Genomic DNA, 19,632 nt, shown 5'->3' on the forward strand with positions numbered 1-19,632 from the left:
CGTCCGGCCATGACCGAGTCGCTGACGGCCTTCGAACTGCTGCTGCAGATTGATCAACGTTGTCGTCTGCTGGCGGCGGACCTGCCGTCCCAGCCGACTCGACAGGACAGCTGGAGCGGCATCGGTTTTCGCTTGGGCGAGCACGGGTACGTCGCGCCCATGGGCGAAGTCAGCGAAGTCCTGCACGAACCGCGCGTTACCCAAATGCCGGGGGTCAAGCCCTGGGTCAAGGGCGTAGCGAACCTGCGTGGGCGGCTGCTGCCGATCATGGATGTGTACGGCTTCTTTTATGGTTATGAGGCCGGCCATGAACTGTCGGCCCTGCGCAAGCAGCGGCGGATACTGGTGGTGGAGCACAACGACGTGTTCGCCGGGTTGCTGGTCGATGAGGTCTTCGGCTTGCAGCACTTTGCCCAGGACAGCCTGGAGCCGGTGCCCATGGACGAGCTGCAGGGGCCGATCGCGCCGTTCGTCAAAGGCCGCTTTCAGCGTGAACAGAATTGGCAGGTGTTCAGCCCGTTTGCGTTGGCGCAGTCGCAAGGTTTCATGAATGTAGCGCTGTAGCCGGGGAGTAGGTTGAATTGGGCAGGACAGGCGAGGACCGATGATTAAAGCAAACGCAGGTACGCCGGAAGGGTCGCGCAGCCGGTCGCAGATCATCGTGCTGTTCATCGCGCTGATCATCTTCATCATGCTGCTGTTCGCCAACTTCGCGTACCTCAACACCCAGGCGAATTACGACAAGCAGTACATCGGCCACGCCGGTGAGCTGCGGGTGCTGTCGCAACGCATCGCCAAGAACGCCACCGAAGCCGCCGCTGGCAAGGCCGCGGCGTTCAAGTTGCTCAGCGATGCGCGCAACGACTTCGCCCTGCGTTGGGGCTATCTGAAGAAAGGCGATCCCTCCACCGGCCTGCCGCCGGCACCGTCCACCGTGCGCCCGGAAATGCGCGCGGTACAGCTGGATTGGGAGCGGCTGCTGAAAAACACCGACGCCATTCTCTCCAGCGAACAGACCGTATTGTCGTTGCATCAAGTCGCCGCGACCCTGGCCGAAACCGTGCCGCAGTTGCAGGTCGAGTATGAAAAGGTCGTCGAAACCCTCCTGCAACGTGGCGCCCCGGCCGCTCAGGTGGCGATGGCCCAGCGTCAGTCGCTGCTGGCCGAGCGGATTCTCGGTGCAGTGAACACCGTGCTGTCCGGCGACGAAAACTCGCAGCAGGCCGCCGACGCCTTCGGTCGCGACGCGGCGCGTTTCGGCCAGGTACTCAACGGCATGCTTCAAGGCAATGCGGCCCTGAAAATCAGCCAGGTCGAAGACCGCGATGCCCGTGCCCGGTTGACCGAGATTTCCGAGCTGTTTGAATTCGTGTCGGGCTCGGTGGACGAAATCCTCGAAACCTCGCCGGAGCTGTTCAAGGTCCGCGAATCGGCCAGCAACATTTTTACCCTGTCGCAAACCCTGCTCGATGAAGCTTCGCACTTGGCCAGCCGTTTCGAAAACCTCGCCGGCGGGCGCAACACCGATACCATCGGCGGCTACGTGCTGGGTTTGCTCGCGTTGATGTCGATCATTCTCATTGGCCTGGTGATGGTGCGCGAAACCAACCGTCAGTTGCGTGAAACCGCTGAGAAGAACGAGCGCAATCAGAGCGCGATCATGCGCCTGCTGGACGAAATTGAAGACCTGGCCGACGGTGACCTGACCGTGACCGCCTCGGTGACCGAAGACTTCACCGGGACCATCGCCGACTCGATCAACTATTCCGTCGACCAACTGCGCGATCTGGTGGCGACCATCAACCTCACCGCCGGCCAGGTCGCCGCCGCCGTGCAGGAAACCCAGGCCACCGCGATGCACCTGGCCCAGGCCTCGGAGCATCAGGCGCAGCAGATTTCCGAAGCCTCCATGGCGATCAACGACATGGCCGAGTCCATCGATCAGGTCTCGGCCAATGCCGCCGAATCCTCAGCGGTGGCCGAGCGCTCGGTGGAAATTGCCAACAAGGGCAACGAAGTGGTGCACAACACCATCCACGGCATGGACAATATTCGCGAGCAGATCCAGGACACCGCCAAGCGCATCAAGCGCCTCGGTGAGTCTTCTCAGGAAATCGGCGACATTGTCAGCCTGATCGATGACATTGCCGATCAGACCAACATCCTCGCCCTCAACGCGGCCATTCAGGCGTCCATGGCCGGTGACGCCGGGCGCGGTTTTGCGGTGGTGGCCGACGAAGTACAGCGGCTGGCCGAGCGCTCGTCCGCGGCGACCCGGCAGATCGAAACGCTGGTGCGGGCAATTCAGACCGACACCAACGAAGCGGTGATTTCCATGGAGCAGACCACCACCGAAGTGGTGCGCGGCGCGCGTCTGGCGCAGGATGCCGGAGTGGCCCTGGAAGAAATCGAAGGCGTATCGAAGACCCTCGCGGCATTGATCCAGAGTATTTCCAACGCCGCGCAGCAACAGACGTCTTCGGCCGGCCAGATTTCCCTGACGATGAACGTGATCCAGCAGATCACCACGCAGACCTCGTCCGGCTCCACCGCCACTGCCGAGAGCATTGGCAACCTGGCGAAAATGGCCAGCCAGCTGCGGCGTTCGGTGTCCGGTTTCACCTTGCCGGCCAAGCCTGCGCAAGCTGCGGACAACGCTTGAACCGCCTCAGGGCGTATGCATTTGATTGGAGTAGTTATGGGTGATCGGCACGACTATGTGGCCCTCGAATGGGTCAAAGGCGAGATTGCCGAAACGCTGAAGCAGGCTCATCGGGCGATAGAAACCCTGATCGACGACCCGCAGGCGACGCACGTGCTGAGTGAGTGTCTGGCCTGTGTCCATCAGGTGCACGGCAGTTTGCAGATGGTCGAGTTCTACGGCGCGGCGCTGCTCGCCGAAGAGATCGAGCAACTGACCTGCGCCTTGCAGCAGAACCGCGTCAGCCATCGCGACGAGGCCATTCGTTTGCTGCTGCATGCCCTGGGGCAATTGCCGACTTACCTCGACCGGGTGCAAGGCGCCCGGCGTGACCTGCCGCTGGTGGTGTTGCCGCTGATCAACGACCTGCGCAGTGCCCGTGGCGAAAGCCTGTTGTCGGAAACCAGCCTGTTCAGCCCGCAACTGCCGGAACTGCCGCCCCTGAGCGAAGAAGCCCTGGCGCTGCTGGAGCCGTCCGACTTGCCGGATGTGCTGCGCAAGTTGCGGCAAATGCTGCAGATGGCGCTGGTCGGCTTGCTGCGCGAGCAGGATGACGAAACCCACTTGGCTTACCTGGCCAGGGTTTTTGCACGCCTTGAAGGGCTGTGCGGCAATGCGCCGCTGAGCCCGTTATGGCACGTCGCTTCGGCGCTGGTCGAAGGCATGCGCAATGGCTCGATTGCCAACAGCCCCGCGTTGCGCAGTCTGTTCAAGGACGCCGACAAAGAGCTCAAGCGTCTGCTCGAGCAAGGCATGCCCGCGATCAATCAACCGGCACCGCCAGAGCTGCTCAAGAGTTTGTTGTTCTATATTGCCAAGGCCGAACACCCCACCGGGCAGATGCTGACCATGAAAGATCGCTACTCACTGGACGACGCGCTACCCGACAGTGCGATGGTCGATGAAGAACGGGCGAGGCTGGCCGGCCCTGATCGCGATGCCATGCGTTCGGTATTGGCGGCGTTGTGCGAAGAGCTGGTGCGGGTCAAGGAGCGCCTGGACCTGTTCGTGCGCAGCGACCGCCAGCACACCTCGGACCTCGAAAGCCTGCTGGCGCCCCTGCGGCAAATCGCCGACACCCTGGCGGTGCTCGGTTTCGGCCAGCCGCGCAAGGTCATCATCGATCAACTGGCGGTGGTGCTGAGCCTCGCCCAGGGCCAGCGCGAACCTAACGACGCGACCCTCATGGACGTCGCCGGGGCCTTGCTCTACGTCGAAGCGACCCTGGCCGGCATGGTCGGCACCGTGGAGCCGGAAAGCCAGGAAGACAGCCGTCTGCCGACCACCGACCTGACGCAGATCCACCAGATCGTGATCAAGGAAGCGCGCATCTGCCTGCAGCAGGCCAAGGACATGATCGTCGACTACATCGACGCCGACTGGGACCGTCAGCATTTGCAACCGTTGCCGGCATTGCTGACCCAAGTGCGCGGTGCGCTGGCGATGATTCCGTTGGCCCGCGCGGCGAGCCTGGTCGAGGCCTGTAACGGTTTCATCCGCGAGCATCTATTGGTGGACCCGGGGCAGCCCGGCTGGCAGCAACTGGACAGCCTGGCTGACGTCATCACCAGCATCGAGTATTACCTGGAGCGTCTCAGCGACGACCCCGAAGCGCCCGGTGAACAACTGCTCGACGTTGCGGAAAAAGGCCTGGCCGCACTCGGCTGTTTCCCCAGCGAACAGCACGTGCCGAAGCTTGAGGATGTGCTCAGCCCCAGTGAAGCCCTGGTGATGCAGGACATGCAGGAGCTGGACGACCCCGAAACCGTCCAGTCGTTGGCCGATGTACTGGCCAGCCCGGTGTCGTCCGTCAACCCGCCGGCACTGACGATGCCCGGTAGTCTGTTGCCGCCGCCCGCCGATGAACAACCGGTGGACGATGAACTGCGGGAAGTCTTCCTCGAAGAAACCGACGAAGTTCTGGAAATCCTCCAGGAGTACCTGCCGCGCTGGTCGGCCAATCCCGACAGCACATCGGTTTTGAGTGAATTACGCCGCGCCTTCCACACCCTCAAGGGCAGTGGCCGGATGGTCCGCGCGTTGGTGCTGGGCGAGCTGGCCTGGGCGGTGGAAAACCTGCTCAACCGCGTGCTTGAACACAGCGTTGCACCTTTGCCTGCAGTGCAGCAACTGGTGGGCGACGCGCTGAAGTTGCTGCCGGAACTGGTGGCCGAGTTCGCCGCCAACGCCCAGCGCCAGCGCAACGATGTCGATCAATTGGCCGCCCGCGCCCATGCCCTCGCCAAGGGTTATGAACCGCTGTCCGATGAGGACGCGCAGGATGTCGCGGCGCTCGATCCGCTGTTGCTGGAGATCTTCCGCAACGAAGCCGAAACCCATTTGAACAGCCTCAATCGCTTCCTCGATCAGGCCGCCGAGCACGTACCGCTGCAGGCCAGCGACGAGTTGCAGCGAGCCTTGCACACCCTCAAGGGCAGCGCGTCGATGGCCGGCGTGCTGCCGATTGCCGAGCTGGCGGCGTCGCTGGATCAACTGGCCCGGGAGTACAAGGCGCACCGGATTGCCCTCGACCTGGACGAAGTCGAGTTGCTGCTGGAAGCCGAAGGCTTGTTCCGCCTGGGGCTGCGACAGCTCAAGAGCGACCCGCTGGCCGAAATCCCCGGCGCCCGTTCGTTGATTGAACGCACCCGGACATTGCTGGCCGAACATTTGCAAAGTCTGTCGAGCGCGCCCGGCACGGGGCTGCGGATCAAACGCGACCCGCAACTGATCAACAACTTCCTCGCCCAGGGCATGGACATCCTGCTGGACGCCGAAAGCCTGTTGCAGCGCTGGCAGCAGCATCCCGGCGAGCGCCAGGAACTCAGCGCACTGCTGGACGAATTGACGACACTCGGCGAAGGCGCGCACCTGGCCGACCTGCATCCGGTGGATGAACTCTGTGAAGCCTTGCTCGATCTCTATGGCGCTGTGGAAGAAAGCAGCCTGGCGGTCAGCGACAGGTTCTTCCACGAAGCACAAAGTGCCCACGAAGCGCTGATCAACATGCTCGATGAACTGGCTGCCGGCCAGGAAGTCACTGCGCAACCGCAGCGGGTGCGGGCCTTGCGCGACTTGCTGGATGAGAGTCTCGACCCATCCGCCATGGGCCTGATTCGCAGTGATGGCAGCCGCACCCTGAGTATTCGAGAACTGGGCAGCGCCACGGCCGAGCTGGAGCAGGCCGCGACTGAGGTGGATCTGGACGACGAAATCGTTTCGATCTTTCTTGAGGAAGCGGTGGATATCCTTGAAAGCGCCGGCCAGGCCTTGCAACGCTGGTTGAGCGACCCGGAAAACGCCGCGCCGCTACTGTCTTTACAGCGCGATTTGCACACCCTCAAGGGCGGTGCGCGGATGGCCGAGGTCGAGCCGGTCGGCGATCTGGCCCATGAACTGGAAAGCCTTTACGAAGGCCTGGTGGACCGCCGTTACAGCCACAGCGAAGCGCTGGCGCAGTTGCTGCAACAGAGCCATGACCGACTGGCCGTGTTCCTCGAACAGTTGCAGCACAACCGTCCGTTGGGCGATCCGGGCGAATTGATCGAGGCCATTCGTGAGTTTCGTCTGGGTAATGCCGGCAGTGCCGAGGTGATCGAACCGGCGGCCAGCAACGACTCGCCGGGGCATGATCCCGAGCTTCTGGACATCTTCCTCGAAGAAGGTTTCGACATCATCGAAAACTCCGGCGCGGCGCTGTTGCGCTGGCAGGCCGAGCCTTCGAATCGTCAGGAAGTGGAAACCCTGCTGCGCGACCTGCATACCCTCAAGGGTGGCGCGCGAATGGTGGAAATCGCGACGATCGGCGACCTGGCCCATGAGCTGGAATTCCTCTACGAAGGCTTGTCCGCTGGCGCGCTGCAACCGACCGCGGCGCTGTTCACGCTGTTGCAAAGCAGCCATGACCGACTGGCGCAGATGCTCGACGCCACCCGCGCCGGTCAGCCACTTCCACCGGCCGATCAGCTGATCGAGGCGATCAAGAATTTCAGCCACCCGGCGGTGCCGGAAACACCGACACCGGCGGCGATGCCCGCAGCGCCCAAAGCCGAGCCAGCCGCGTTGCAACCCGAAGGCGCCGACACGGTCAAGGTCTCGGCGGAGTTGCTCGACGATCTGGTCAACCTGGCCGGGGAGACTTCGATCTTCCGTGGCCGTATCGAACAACAGGTCAACGATGCACGGGTGGCCCTGAGCGAAATGGAAACCACCATCGAGCGCATGCGCGACCAGTTGCGCCGCCTCGATACCGAAACCCAGGGGCGGATTCTCAGCCGTCAGCAAGTCGAGGCCGAGCGCCTGGGTTATGAAGAGTTCGACCCGCTGGAGATGGACCGTCACTCGCAGTTGCAACAGCTGTCGCGGGCATTGTTCGAGTCCGCCTCCGACCTGCTTGACCTCAAGGAAACCCTCGACCGGCGCAATCAGGATGCGGAAAACCTGCTGCAACAGCAGGGCCGCATCAACACCGAATTGCAGGAAGGCCTGATGCGCACGCGCATGGTGCCGTTCGAACGAATGCTGCCGCGTTTGAAACGCATCGTGCGTCAGGTTTCCAGCGAACTGGGCAAGGATGTGGAGTTCATCGTTGGCAACGCCGAAGGCGAGATGGACCGCAACGTCCTCGAGCGCATGGCCGCGCCGCTGGAACACATGCTGCGCAACGCCGTCGACCATGGGCTGGAATCGGCCGAGGTACGGATCGCGGCCGGGAAACCGGCTCAAGGCAAGATCACCCTCGACTTGTCGCGAGAGGGTGGCGACATCATTTTCGACATCTGCGACGACGGTGCCGGCGTGCCGCTGGACGCCGTGCGGCGCAAGGCGATCAAGCGCGGCTTGCTCGCCCCGGACAGCGACATCAGCGACCGCGACGTGCTGCAATTCATCCTGCAACCGGGGTTTTCCACCGCCGAGAAAATCACCCAGATCTCCGGGCGTGGCGTCGGCATGGACGTGGTTCACGAAGAAGTCCGGCAGCTCGGCGGGACCATGAGCATCGACTCGACGTCGGGGCAGGGCGTGCATTTCCGGATTCGCCTGCCGTTCACCGTGTCGGTCAACCGCGCGCTGATGGTGCAGTGCGGGGAGGATCAATACGCGATCCCGCTGAACACCATCGATGGCATCGTTCGCGTGCTGCCCAACGAACTCGAAGGGCATTACCGGCTCGATCCACCGAGCTACGAATACGCCGGGCAACGCTATGAGCTGTGCTACCTCGGCGATCTGCTGAAAACCAGTACCCGCCCGAAACTGCTGGGCCAGAGCCTGCCGTTGCCGGTATTGCTGGTGCAGTGCAACGAACGGCACGTTGCGGTGCAGGTGGACGCCATGGCCGGCACCCGGGAAATCGTGGTCAAAAGCCTCGGCCCGCAATTTGCCGCAGTGCAGGGTTTGTCCGGTGCGACGATTCTCGGCGATGGTCGGGTGGTGCTGATTCTCGACTTGCTGGCGCCGATCCGCGCGATGCAAGCGCAGGTGCCGCAACGACCGGTGACACAGGACGTCGAGCCCGAGGCGCAACGGCCGTTGCTGGTGCTGGTGGTCGATGATTCGGTCACCGTGCGCAAGGTCACCAGCCGTCTGCTGGAGCGCCACGGCATGAACGTACTGACCGCCAAGGACGGTGTCGACGCCATGCTACTGCTGGAAGAACACATGCCCGACCTGATGCTGCTGGACATCGAAATGCCACGCATGGACGGCTTCGAAGTGGCGACCCAAGTGCGCGCCGACGAACGCTTGCAGCATCTGCCGATCATCATGATCACCTCCCGCACGGGTCAAAAACACCGCGACCGCGCCATGGCCATCGGCGTCAACGACTACCTCGGCAAGCCGTATCAGGAATCGGTGCTGCTCGACAGCATCGCCCGCTGGAGCAAAACCCATGCATGAGCACCGCTCCAGCAACCTCACCGGTTTGCTGCTGCCCCTGGCCGACCGCAACCTGATCCTGCCCAACGTCGCCGTCGCCGAACTCATCGATTACCAACCCGGCGCCTTCGACCTCGACACCCCTGCGTGGTACTTGGGGCGGGTGACGTGGCGGGAACGGCAGATTCCGTTACTCAGTTTTGAGTCGGCATGTGGCAGCAAAGTGGTGATCGGCGAGCGGGCGCGGATCGTCATCCTCAATGCCCTTGGCGGGCGGCCTGAGTTGAAGTTCATTGCGCTGCTGGTGCAGGGGATTCCGCGTTCTTACAAGCTCGACAGTCAGTTGAGTTATGTTGACGTGCCGTTGTGTTCGCTGGAGAAGGCGGCGGTGCAGGTGGGGGAGCAAGTGGCCAAGGTGCCTGACTTGCTCGCGCTGGAAGACCTGCTTGTGAATGCGGGTCTGGTCTGACCGGACCCTGTGGCGAGGGGGCTTGCCCCCGTTCGGCTGCGCAGCAGTCGTAAAACCATTGTTCTCGGTTTACCTGATACAGCTCGGTTGCAGGTTTTGGGGCTGCTTCGCAACCCAACGGGGGCAAGCCCCCTCGCCACAGGGGGTGGTGCGTTAAACCCCGGCCCGAGCCTTCATCTGCAACGACTCATGATGATCCAGCACCCGCTCCACCAACAACTGCACGCCATCGGCCAAACGGCTGAGCGCCAAGGCTACAGAGCGGCGTGAGCCTTCCACATCGTCCGCGAGATCGGCAGCAATGGCGCTGATGGACAGCAGGTCTTCGGAGGCATTGGCCAGAAGGGCTTCGGTGTCGATGTCGGGGGAGACGCTGAAGAGGCGGAGTTTGCGGCGTTTGGCCGGTTTTTCGTGGAGCGGAGGGAAGTAATGGGAGAAGGCGCGGTCGGCGGCTTCCTTCATTTTTTCTGCATCGAGGGATGCTTGGGAATCGACGCCGGTTTCCGGGGGATTGGGAGTAGCTTTGAACATAGTGAATCACCGTATAGGGTTGGAGCTGGCCCATTCGGTTTCCAAGACGAAGGGGTGACAGCTGTACGCAGGCTGGAAACCCGGGGTACGGCAACCCGGTCGACCCGAAGGTCTCCCGCGCACAGCCGCCATAACGGAGTGCACACTTTGAAAGGTGCGCAAGCATACGTTATGAAGGGCGCTTTGGCGCCAGTAACTCATCGGGGTTTCCAGTCCCGGTCGCTGAGGTTGTCAGCGACACACAAACGATAAAGATCAACGCAAAACCTCACCAGTCAGCGGCTTCCGGCATTGCTGTAGGCAGCGACGCACGACTGTGTAGCCTCACACCGTTCCTGCTGACATACCTTTAAACACAAAACCCCAAGCGGTCGGACCTTTCTGTGGCGAGGGAGCTTGCTCCCGCTGGGTTGCGAAGCAGCCCCAAAACCTGCAATCGAGGTGTATCAGGTACACCGAGAACAATGGTTTTACGACTGCTTCGCAGCCGAACGGGGGCAAGCCCCCTCGCCACAAAGGTTTCTGCATTAGGTTGAAGATTCCCAAAAAGGGACCTATCGTTCCTTTTTTGGGACTTATCGGTCGTTGCCGTGAAAAACCTGTCATTGAGTGAAGCCTTGTTCACCACCACCCAGCAAAAAGTGCTCGGCCTGCTGTTTGGTAAACCCGACCGAAGTTTTTACGCCAACGAGATCGCCCGCTGGGCTCAAGTGGGTAAAGGCAGCCTCATGCGCGAGCTGGATCGGTTGCAGCGGGCAGGCGTGCTGACCATGACCCGTCAGGGCAACCAGACCCACTATCAAGCCAATCCCGACTGCCCGATCTATGCCGAACTGCTGGGCATTGCCCGCAAAACCTTTGGTATTACCGAGCCTCTGCGTCAGGCGCTTCAACCCTTTGCCGAACAGATCACCTGGGCATTTGTGTACGGCTCTATCGCCAAGGATCAGGCAAACGCATCCAGTGACATTGATCTCATGCTGATCGGCGAGGGCCTGCACTACAGTGAAGTGATGGAGCGGCTTATACCAATGGAGGAGCAGTTGGGCCGCGTCCTCAACCCGACGCTCTACACCCCCGACGACTGGGCCGCAAAACTGGCGGCTGAAAATAGTTTTGTCGTGCGGGTAGCGCAGCAGGACAAGATCAATCTGATGGGGGCAAACCCTTTGGAGTCCAAGGATGGGCAGCAACGAGAACCTGGAAAACCTGTTACGTAGTGGTGGACTGAAAGCTGAGCCGCCGGATCGCAAGGAATGCGAAGGGCTGATGCGTTCGGCTGTGGATCGATTGAAGGACGCCCAAACGTCTTCACTTTCCTTCGCGAGTCGTTTCGACCTGGCATACAACGCTGCCCATGCCCTTGCACTGACGGCTCTTCGTTTGTGCGGCTACCGTTCAGACAAACGCTATCTGGTGTTTCAGTGCCTGGTTCATACCGCTGATATTGGCAAAGTACAGGTTCGGCTATTCGCCCTGTGTCATGAGCGACGAAACCTGGCGGTGTTCGATCATTACGGTCAGCGTAATGATCCGTCTCTCTGCTTGATTGATGCCCCCCACCCAACACTCCTAAGGTGACTCCCACGACAGCGAACCCGTGGAGTGGTCATGACAACAACAATATCCCCCGACTCGCGATGGACGCGGCGGCGCAGCGAAAAGCAGCGGCGTCTCGAATTGGTGAAGGGGCTTGCCGACGGTGTGGTGTTGCCCACCGACAAGATCGTGGCAGCGCTGGAGGCGTTGATTCTGCCCGGCGACCGTGTGGTGCTGGAGGGCAATAACCAGAAGCAGGCGGATTTCCTTTCCCGCTCCCTGGCCAAGGCCGATCCGGGCAAGCTGCATGATTTGCACATGATCATGCCCAGCGTCGGGCGCTCCGAGCACCTGGATCTGTTCGAACGCGGCATCGCGCGCAAGCTCGATTTCTCGTTCGCCGGTACCCAGAGCCTGCGCATCAGCCAGTTGCTCGAAGACGGTTTGCTGGAAATCGGCGCGATCCACACCTACATCGAACTCTATGCGCGGCTGGTGGTGGACCTGATCCCCAACGTCGTGCTCTCGGCCGGTTTCATGGCCGACCGCGCCGGCAACATCTACACCGGCCCAAGCACCGAAGACACGCCCGCGTTGATCGAACCGGCGGCCTTCAGTGACGGCATCGTCATCGTCCAGGTCAATCAACTGGTGGACGATGTCAGCGACCTGCCTCGCGTGGATATCCCCGCCTCCTGGGTCGACTTCGTGGTGGTGGCGGACAAGCCGTTCTACATCGAGCCGTTGTTCACCCGCGACCCACGGCACATCAAGCCTGTGCACGTGTTGATGGCGATGATGGCGATCCGCGGGATCTACGAAAAACACAATGTTCAGTCGCTGAACCACGGCATCGGCTTCAACACCGCCGCCATCGAATTGATCCTGCCGACCTACGGCGAATCCCTCGGCTTGAAGGGCAAGATCTGCCGCAACTGGACGCTCAATCCGCACCCAACCCTGATTCCGGCCATCGAAAGTGGCTGGGTCGAAAGCGTGCATTGCTTCGGCACCGAACTGGGCATGGAAAACTACATCGCCGCCCGGCCTGATGTGTTCTTCACCGGCCGCGATGGCTCCCTGCGCTCCAACCGGATGTTCAGTCAGCTCGCCGGGCAATACGCGGTGGACCTGTTCATCGGCGCGACCCTGCAAGTCGATGGCGACGGTCATTCTTCGACAGTGACTCGCGGTCGCCTGGCCGGTTTCGGTGGCGCGCCGAACATGGGGCACGACCCGCGCGGGCGTCGTCACGGCACACCCGCCTGGCTCGACATGCGCCACACCGACGTGGCCGAGCCGATGCTCGAACGCGGCAAGAAACTCGTGGTGCAAATGGTCGAGACCTTCCAGGAGGGCGGCAAACCGACCTTCGTCGAAACCCTCGACGCGGTGGAGGTGGCGAAGAAAAGCGGCATGCCGCTGGCGCCGATCATGATCTATGGCGACGACGTCACCCACCTGCTCACCGAAGAAGGCATCGCCTATCTGTACAAGGCCCGTTCCCTCGAGGAACGCCAGGCGATGATCGCTGCCGTCGCCGGGGTGACCGCCATCGGCTTGCGCCACAACCCCAAAGACACCGCGCGCATGCGCCGCGAAGGGCTGATCGCCTTGCCCGAAGACCTCGGCATCCGCCGCACCGACGCCACTCGCGAACTGCTCGCAGCGAAAAGCGTGGCCGATCTGGTGGAATGGTCCGGTGGCCTCTACAACCCGCCCGCCAAGTTCAGGAGCTGGTAATGCACGCATTCAACCTGCAACCGAAAACGTTAACCCTGGCCGAACGGCTGGCGGACCTGGCGGTGGACGCGCTGATCGACGAAGCGGACCTGTCGCCGAAACCGGCGCTGGTGGACCGTCGCGGCAATGGTGCGCACACCGATTTGCACCTTGGGCTGATGCACGCTTCGGCGTTGTCCCTGTGGCCGGCGTTCAAGGCAATGGCGGACGCGGCCATCGAGTTCGGTGAAGTCGGCCTGCCCCTGCGTGAAGCTGTCGGGTGCATTGGTCGTGAAGGCGAGCAAGTGATGCTCGCTACTACAGGCGGTGTGAACACCCATCGTGGGGCGATCTGGGCCTTGGGGCTTCTGGTCACTGCCGCCGCGCTGGAACCTGAATCCTGTGCCGCAAGCTCAATCGCTTTGCGCGCTGCACGCCTGGCCTTACTCGACGACCGTTACTCGCCACGTCCTTTAAGCCACGGTGCCCAGGTCGCCCAACGCTACGGCGTTCGCGGTGCCCGTGAAGAGGCGCAGCTTGGTTTCCCGGCGGTGCTGCACCGTGGTTTGCCGCAACTAAAACGCAGCCGTGCTGCAGGCCATGGCGAACAGAACGCCCGGCTCGATGCTCTGCTGGCGATCATGACGACACTGGCCGACACCTGCGTCCTTTACCGCGCAGGCGAACAAGGCCTGCACACCATGCAACTCGGCGCGCAAGCCGTGCTCGATGCCGGCGGCAGCGCCAGCCTCGCCGGTCGCCGTCGTTTGCATGAGCTGGACCAACAATTAATCGCGTTGAATGCCTCGCCCGGTGGCGCTGCGGACTTGCTCGCAGCCTGCCTGTTCATCGACCGCATTGAGTCGCGCGACGGCATCTCCCAGGGAGCGTTTTGATGGAAACCTTATCCTTTGAATTCCCCGCCGGGCAGCCGCCACGGGGCAGGGCGCTGGTGGGCTGTGTGGGCTCGGGCGATCTGGAAGTGCTGATCGAACCAGGGCTGGCGGGCAAGTTGACGATCCAGGTGCAGACCTCGGTCAATGGCAGTGAACAACGCTGGCAGCATCTGTTCGCACGGATGTTCGATGGCCAGACACCGCCCGCGATGGCGATCGATATCCACGATTTCGGCGCCACCCCCGGTGTAGTGCGCTTGCGTCTGGAACAGGGCTTTGAGGAGATCGGTCATGACTGACAGCGCAGCGCTTCTCAACCCATTCCTTGAAAGGCAGAGCTTCGTCGAACTCGGTGCCCGGCAACGGGCAAAAGCGCTGCTCGATGCCGGCACCTTCCGCGAATTGCTCGACCCGTTTCAGCGCGTCATGTCGCCCTGGCTGTCGCGCCAGGGCGTGGTGCCGCAAGCCGATGACGGGGTGGTGATCGCCAAGGGCAGCATTGGCGGTTTGCCGGTGGTGATCGCGGCCATCGAAGGCGCGTTTCAGGGCGGCAGCCTGGGTGAAGTCGGCGGGGCGAAGATTGCCGGTGCGCTGGAACTGGCCGCCGAGGATAACCGCAAAGGCATTCCCACCCGTGCCGTGTTGCTGCTGGAAACCGGCGGCGTGCGTTTGCAGGAAGCCAATCTCGGGCTGGCGGCGATTGCCGATATTCATGCGGCGATCGTCGATCTGCGCCAGTACCAACCCGTGGTTGGCGTGGTCGCTGGCAGCGTCGGCTGCTTTGGCGGGATGTCGATTGCTGCCGGGCTGTGCAGCTATTTGCTGGTGACCCAGGAGGCGCGCCTGGGCCTGAACGGTCCGCAAGTGATCGAACAGGAAGCCGGGCTTGAGGAATACGACTCCCGGGATCGTCCTTTCATCTGGAGCCTGACCGGTGGCGAGCAGCGTTTCGCCAGCGGTTTGGTGGATAGTTTTGTTGCCGACGATGTGGCGCAGGTGCAACAACAGGTCAGCCAATTGCTCAAGCGCGGTTTGCCAGCGCAGCAGCGCAGTCGTCAGGCCGAGTTGTACCTGCAACGGCTGGCTCGTCTGGACGCCGCACCGCAAATCGAGCCGTCAGTGGTTCGCGATCTGTATCAAGGAGAGCGCTCATGAGCACGTATTCCCTCAGAGGCCTGAACTGGTTCAACGCCTTGAGTGCAGGCGCAAAACCGGTGGAGGGTTTGCCGGCTTCATTGAAAGTGGCTGACGGCGTCTTGGGTGACCGGCCCGTTCGCTTCATCGCTGTGGTGGCTGATCCTGACAACCGGTTCGTTCGTGCGCGCAATGGCGAGGTCGGGCTGCTGGAAGGCTGGGGGTTGGCCAAGGCGGTGGATGACGTCATCACCGCTGATGCTGACAAAGCGCACAAACGCGCCTTGATCGCCATCGTCGATGTGCCGAGTCAGGCTTACGGTCGGCGCGAAGAAGCCCTTGGCATTCATCAGGCCCTGGCCGGTGCGGCGGACAGTTATGCCCGCGCCCGACTGGCCGGCCATGCGGTGATCGGTTTGCTGGTGGGCAAGGCGATGTCCGGGGCGTTTCTGGCTCACGGGTATCAGGCCAACCGGCTGATTGCGTTGCGCGATCCGGGGGTGATGGTGCATGCGATGGGCAAGGCGTCGGCGGCGCGGGTGACGTTGCGCAGTGTCGAAGAGCTGGAGGCGTTGGCCGCCAGCGTGCCGCCGATGGCCTATGACATCGACAGCTATGCCAGCCTGGGCTTGCTCTGGGAAACCTTGTCGGTGGAGCAGATCGAGCAGCCGACGACGGCGGATCTGGCTCGCGTGACGGAGTGCCTGAGCCAGGCGATTGGCGATGTCGCTGCCAGCGGTCGCGATCTGAGCAGCCGCTTGGGCGCGAGTAACCGCGCAGCGTCGAGCAAGGTTCGTCAACTGCTGAGAGCGCAGTGGTGAACACGTTTCTGGCCCACGACCTGCTTTGGGGGATGACCCTGGAGCAGTTGCCGGCGGATGCACCTGCGTGGGTGGTCGAGTCGATCAGCGCGGGTCAGCCGGTGGTAGTCCGGCGCGCGATCACCGCGCCGGATCAGATCGCGGTCGGGGTGCGTGGGCGCTTGCGCGAGCAGCGTTATGCAACGTCGATGGCGATCGCGGTGATTTCGAATCGGGTAAGGCCGGAAGACCTTTGCCATGCAGAGTCGACTCGCGACCTGCCGGCCCTGCGAGCGCTGGCGCAACTGCGGCCGATGCTCGACGCCTGCGGTTGGGTGTGGGGTGTCAGCGGCAGCGCCGGGTTCGAATTGGCCAGCGGTTTTACGGCGCTCCATGAGCGCAGCGACCTCGACTTGATCCTGCGTACACCGCAGCCGTTGAGCCGTACTCAAGCGCGGGCATTGATGATGCTTCTCGGCAGCGCCGAGTGTTTGGTGGACATGCAATTGCAGGCGCCGAATGGCGCTGTCGCCCTGCGCGAATGGGCTAGCCCGTCGCAACGGGTTCTACTCAAAAACGCCCATGAAGCGTGTTTGGTCAACGATCCCTGGAACCCGCAGGAGCAAGCAGCGTGAGCAGCTTGCTGGTGTTCCCCGGCCAGGGCGCGCAGCAGCCGGGCATGCTCCATCGTTTACCTTGGGAAACGCTGATCGAGGCCAGCGAGGTGCTTGGCGAAGACGTCTTGCTGCTCGATTCTGCCGAGGCGTTGCAGTCGACAAGGGCGGTTCAGCTGTGCCTGCTGATTGCCGGCGTCGCCGCTTCGCGTCAGTTATCAATGGCACCGGATTACGTGGCGGGACTGTCCATCGGTGCCTACCCGGCGGCGGTGGTTGCGGGCGCCTTGAGTTTCAGTGATGCGCTGCATCTGGTCAGCCTGCGCGGTGAGCTGATGCAGCAGGCTTATCCTCAGGGCTACGGCATGACCGCGATCATCGGTCTGGAATTGGCGACGGTGGAAGGGTTGCTGGCGCAGGTTCACAGTGTTGATACACCGGTTTACCTGGCCAACATCAACGCCGATAACCAGGTGGTGATTGCTGGCAGTGATTCGGCGATGAAAGCAGTTGCCGACCTGGCGCGCAGCCGTGGCGCCGGTCTGGCCAAGCGTCTGGCGGTCAGCGTGCCGTCCCATTGCCCGCTGCTGGAAACACCGGCGAAAACTCTGGCCGAAGCCTTCGCCAAGGTGCAATTGAAAACGCCGACCCTGGGTTACCTGAGCGGCAGTCGAGCCCGGCCCGTCATCAACACGGATGCCTTGCGCGACGACCTGGCGTTCAACATGTGCCGCGTCGTCGATTGGCGCGGTACGGTGCAAAGCGCTTACGAGCGCGGCGTGCGTTTACAGATCGAACTGCCGCCCGGTGCGGTGTTGACCGGGCTGGCGCGCCGGGTGTTCGAGCAGGGCACCGTGATTGCCTACGACGGTGCACGGCTCGATACCTTGCAGGCGCTGTTGCGTGAGGAGGGAAGCCGCCAACCCTAGATCACCGACTCAGGTTGCGAACTACAAAAACAACAATTCCGACGATGCACTTTGAGGACTACAACAATGATTATTTACGGTGTGGCGCTGTTGGCGATCTGTACGCTGGCAGGGGTGATCATGGGTGACATGCTCGGCGTGTTGCTGGGTGTGAAATCCAACGTCGGCGGGGTCGGGATCGCGATGATCCTGCTGATTTGCGCGCGGTTGTGGATGCAAAAACGCGGCGGCATGACCAAGGATTGCGAGATGGGCGTCGGCTTCTGGGGCGCCATGTACATTCCGGTGGTGGTTGCCATGGCGGCGCAACAGAACGTGGTCACCGCCCTGCACGGCGGCCCGGTGGCGGTGCTGGCGGCGATCGGTTCGGTGGTGCTCTGCGGCTGCACCATTGCGTTGATCAGCCGAACCCACAAAGGCGAACCCTTGCCCGATGAACCGGTGGACATAACACCGGTCGGCACGCCAGTAGGAGGTCGCTGATATGTGGGAACTCATTGAGAAAGGCCTGGTAAATAACAGTCTGGTCACGGCATTCGCGTTTGTTGGCGTAATCATGTGGGTGTCGGTGATTCTGTCCAAGCGCCTGACTTTCGGGCGGATTCATGGCTCGGCGATTGCCATCGTCATCGGCCTGGTGCTGGCCTGGGTTGGCGGCACCATGACCGGCGGGCAAAAAGGCCTGGCGGATCTGTCACTGTTTTCCGGCATCGGCTTGATGGGCGGCGCCATGTTGCGTGACTTCGCCATCGTTGCCACGGCGTTCGAGGTGCAGGCCACCGAAGCGAAAAAGGCCGGGATGATTGGCGTCATCGCGCTGCTGCTGGGCACGATTCTGCCGTTCATTGTCGGGGCGAGCATTGCCTGGGTGTTCGGTTATCGCGATGCGATCAGCATGACCACCATTGGCGCGGGTGCGGTGACGTACATCGTCGGGCCGGTGACGGGTGCTGCGATTGGGGCCTCATCCGATGTGATGGCGCTGTCGATTGCCACCGGGTTGATCAAGGCGATTCTGGTGATGGTCGGCACGCCGGTGGCGGCGCGCTGGATGGGCCTGGATAACCCGCGCTCGGCGATGGTATTTGGCGGCTTGGCCGGGACGGTGAGTGGTGTGACTGCCGGGTTGGCGGCGACGGATCGGCGGTTGGTGCCGTATGGCGCGCTGACGGCGACGTTCCATACCGGGCTTGGGTGCTTGCTTGGGCCTTCGTTGCTGTACTTCGTTGTTCGCGGGATTGTTGGTTAACGAATGACTGCTTCTTGTGGCGAGGGAGCTTGCTCCCGCTGGGCTGCGCAGTAGCCCCAACTTCTACCACCGAGGTGTATCAGGTAAATCCGGTGGCCTGGTTTTGCGGGCGCTCCGCACCCGAGCGGGAGCAAGCTCCCTCGCCACATTCAAGCCTGGCGATTGGCATACATCCGGCACTCCGCCAACAGCGCCAGCAGATTCGGGTCACGCTCCTTGGCCTTGAGAAACACCACGCCAATGTGCTGCTGCAACCGGTACTTTTCCTGCAATGGAATCAGCTTCACCCGGTTCTCATACACCGCCGCAATCCGCCCCGGCAGCAACGCATAACCCACCCCCGAGCTGACCATGCTCAGCAGGGTGAAGATGTCGTTGACCTGCATCGCCACCTTCGGCTCGAACCCCGCCTGCTTGAACACTCGAATGCCGTCCTGGTGCGTGGCGAAGCCTTGGGTCAAGGTGATGAACGTTTCGTCGCGCACCTCGGCCAGGTCGACTTCGCTCCGCTGGGCAAAGGGCGAGTCCGCCGGGGTGGCGAGGAAGATGTCATCGGAAAACAGCGGGATCTGTTCGCAGTCCGGGTCGTTGACGCTGTCGTCCAGTGACACCAGGATCGCGTCGACTTCCATGTTCTTGAGTTTGTACAGCAGGTCGATGTTCGAACCCAGGATCAGGTCGATATTGAGTTCGCTGCGGCGGATTTTCAGGCCCATGATCAGCTGCGGCACAGTCTTCACCGTCAGCGAATACAGCGAGCCGAGCTTGAAGCGTTCGGCGGAGAACCCGGCGGCTTCGCGGGTCAGGCGCACGGTTTCGAGCACGTCCTGAATCAGCTTCTGCGCCCGCTCTTCCAGCACATAAGCGCTTTCCAACGGGGTCAGGTTGCGCCCTTCGTGCTTGAATAGCGGGCAACGCAGGGCGCTTTCCAGGGAGTGGATGGCGCGGTGCACGCTGACGTTGCTGGTCTGCAACTCGACGGCGGCGCGGGCCAGGTTGCCGGTGCGCATGAAGGCCAGGAACACTTCGAGTTTTTTCAGGGTCAACTCTTCATCGATCAACATGGGCCAGACTCTTATTCGTATGTCTCGATTGTGCCCAATTGGCTAACGTTTGGCTCGATGGCTTTCGTAGGGGGGCATTGTGTTCTGAAACATTGCGCTTTTAA

The 19,632-nt window shown here is 62.1% G+C and carries 17 protein-coding genes; 15 read left to right on the forward strand and 2 right to left on the reverse strand.

Annotation, left to right across the window (positions count from 1 at the left end; all coding sequences use genetic code 11):
- Nucleotides 1-9 precede the first annotated feature (9 nt).
- The 4 genes from AC07VO_RS08770 to AC07VO_RS08785 are packed head-to-tail and all read left to right on the forward strand — an operon-like array spanning nucleotide 10 to nucleotide 9,050.
- Nucleotides 10-564 (forward strand): chemotaxis protein CheW, encoded by a 555-nt coding sequence (locus AC07VO_RS08770; protein ID WP_018928716.1) that lies wholly within the window; start codon nucleotides 10-12, stop codon nucleotides 562-564.
- A gap of 40 nt (nucleotides 565-604) precedes the next feature.
- Nucleotides 605-2,662, forward strand: coding sequence for a methyl-accepting chemotaxis protein (locus AC07VO_RS08775; RefSeq protein WP_018928717.1), 2,058 nt, complete (start codon nucleotides 605-607; stop codon nucleotides 2,660-2,662).
- A 36-nt stretch (nucleotides 2,663-2,698) separates the two neighbouring features.
- Nucleotides 2,699-8,602, forward strand: coding sequence for an Hpt domain-containing protein (locus AC07VO_RS08780; RefSeq protein WP_495007511.1), 5,904 nt, complete (start codon nucleotides 2,699-2,701; stop codon nucleotides 8,600-8,602).
- On the forward strand, nucleotides 8,595-9,050 hold the full coding sequence (locus tag AC07VO_RS08785) for a chemotaxis protein CheW (RefSeq protein ID WP_086944409.1): 456 nt from the start codon (nucleotides 8,595-8,597) through the stop codon (nucleotides 9,048-9,050). Before AC07VO_RS08780 ends, AC07VO_RS08785 begins: the two co-directional genes overlap by 8 nt.
- A 153-nt stretch (nucleotides 9,051-9,203) precedes the next feature.
- Here the strand turns inward: AC07VO_RS08785 and AC07VO_RS08790 are convergent, their stop codons facing one another.
- Nucleotides 9,204-9,581 (reverse strand): DUF6124 family protein, encoded by a 378-nt coding sequence (locus AC07VO_RS08790; RefSeq protein WP_086944410.1) that lies wholly within the window; start codon nucleotides 9,579-9,581, stop codon nucleotides 9,204-9,206.
- A gap of 590 nt (nucleotides 9,582-10,171) precedes the next feature.
- On the opposite strand from AC07VO_RS08790, the gene AC07VO_RS08795 reads away from it, so the two are divergent.
- The 11 genes from AC07VO_RS08795 to madM all read left to right on the forward strand — a co-directional run bounded on the left by AC07VO_RS08795 (nucleotide 10,172) and on the right by madM (nucleotide 18,464).
- Nucleotides 10,172-10,801: a nucleotidyltransferase domain-containing protein gene (locus AC07VO_RS08795; protein WP_026331824.1), complete on the forward strand. Its 630-nt coding sequence runs from the start codon at nucleotides 10,172-10,174 to the stop codon at nucleotides 10,799-10,801.
- Complete coding sequence (locus AC07VO_RS08800) at nucleotides 10,764-11,162, forward strand: hypothetical protein (protein ID WP_086944411.1); 399 nt, start codon at nucleotides 10,764-10,766, stop codon at nucleotides 11,160-11,162. The genes AC07VO_RS08795 and AC07VO_RS08800 overlap by 38 nt, the downstream gene beginning before the upstream one ends.
- 30 nt (nucleotides 11,163-11,192) lie before the next feature.
- Nucleotides 11,193-12,863, forward strand: coding sequence for a malonate decarboxylase subunit alpha (mdcA, locus tag AC07VO_RS08805; RefSeq protein WP_019580630.1), 1,671 nt, complete (start codon nucleotides 11,193-11,195; stop codon nucleotides 12,861-12,863).
- Complete coding sequence (locus AC07VO_RS08810) at nucleotides 12,863-13,738, forward strand: triphosphoribosyl-dephospho-CoA synthase (RefSeq protein ID WP_086944412.1); 876 nt, start codon at nucleotides 12,863-12,865, stop codon at nucleotides 13,736-13,738. Before mdcA ends, AC07VO_RS08810 begins: the two co-directional genes overlap by 1 nt.
- Nucleotides 13,738-14,037: a malonate decarboxylase subunit delta gene (locus AC07VO_RS08815; protein WP_007941972.1), complete on the forward strand. Its 300-nt coding sequence runs from the start codon at nucleotides 13,738-13,740 to the stop codon at nucleotides 14,035-14,037. Before AC07VO_RS08810 ends, AC07VO_RS08815 begins: the two co-directional genes overlap by 1 nt.
- The gene (locus AC07VO_RS08820) at nucleotides 14,030-14,893 is read left to right on the forward strand and encodes a biotin-independent malonate decarboxylase subunit beta (protein WP_086944413.1); all 864 of its coding nucleotides are present in this window, start codon (nucleotides 14,030-14,032) and stop codon (nucleotides 14,891-14,893) included. Before AC07VO_RS08815 ends, AC07VO_RS08820 begins: the two co-directional genes overlap by 8 nt.
- Nucleotides 14,890-15,693 carry a biotin-independent malonate decarboxylase subunit gamma gene (gene mdcE, locus AC07VO_RS08825; RefSeq protein ID WP_019650241.1) on the forward strand — a complete coding sequence of 268 codons (804 nt, stop codon included), beginning with the start codon at nucleotides 14,890-14,892 and terminating at the stop codon, nucleotides 15,691-15,693. Before AC07VO_RS08820 ends, mdcE begins: the two co-directional genes overlap by 4 nt.
- Nucleotides 15,687-16,307, forward strand: a complete 621-nt coding sequence (locus tag AC07VO_RS08830; RefSeq protein ID WP_086944414.1) for a malonate decarboxylase holo-ACP synthase — start codon at nucleotides 15,687-15,689, stop codon at nucleotides 16,305-16,307. Before mdcE ends, AC07VO_RS08830 begins: the two co-directional genes overlap by 7 nt.
- Nucleotides 16,304-17,215, forward strand: coding sequence for a malonate decarboxylase subunit epsilon (mdcH, locus tag AC07VO_RS08835; protein ID WP_086944415.1), 912 nt, complete (start codon nucleotides 16,304-16,306; stop codon nucleotides 17,213-17,215). The genes AC07VO_RS08830 and mdcH overlap by 4 nt, the downstream gene beginning before the upstream one ends.
- Before the next feature lie 66 nt (nucleotides 17,216-17,281).
- The gene (madL, locus tag AC07VO_RS08840; protein ID WP_018928727.1) at nucleotides 17,282-17,698 is read left to right on the forward strand and encodes a malonate transporter subunit MadL; all 417 of its coding nucleotides are present in this window, start codon (nucleotides 17,282-17,284) and stop codon (nucleotides 17,696-17,698) included.
- Nucleotide 17,699: 1 nt separating this feature from the next.
- Complete coding sequence (gene madM, locus AC07VO_RS08845) at nucleotides 17,700-18,464, forward strand: malonate transporter subunit MadM (protein WP_018928728.1); 765 nt, start codon at nucleotides 17,700-17,702, stop codon at nucleotides 18,462-18,464.
- 149 nt (nucleotides 18,465-18,613) lie between these two features.
- On the opposite strand, the gene AC07VO_RS08850 is transcribed toward madM, so the two are convergent.
- Nucleotides 18,614-19,528 carry a LysR family transcriptional regulator gene (locus tag AC07VO_RS08850; protein ID WP_019580637.1) on the reverse strand — a complete coding sequence of 305 codons (915 nt, stop codon included), beginning with the start codon at nucleotides 19,526-19,528 and terminating at the stop codon, nucleotides 18,614-18,616.
- Nucleotides 19,529-19,632 lie beyond the last annotated feature (104 nt).

The organism is Pseudomonas sp. GW821-FHT03E01, from assembly GCF_059420765.1.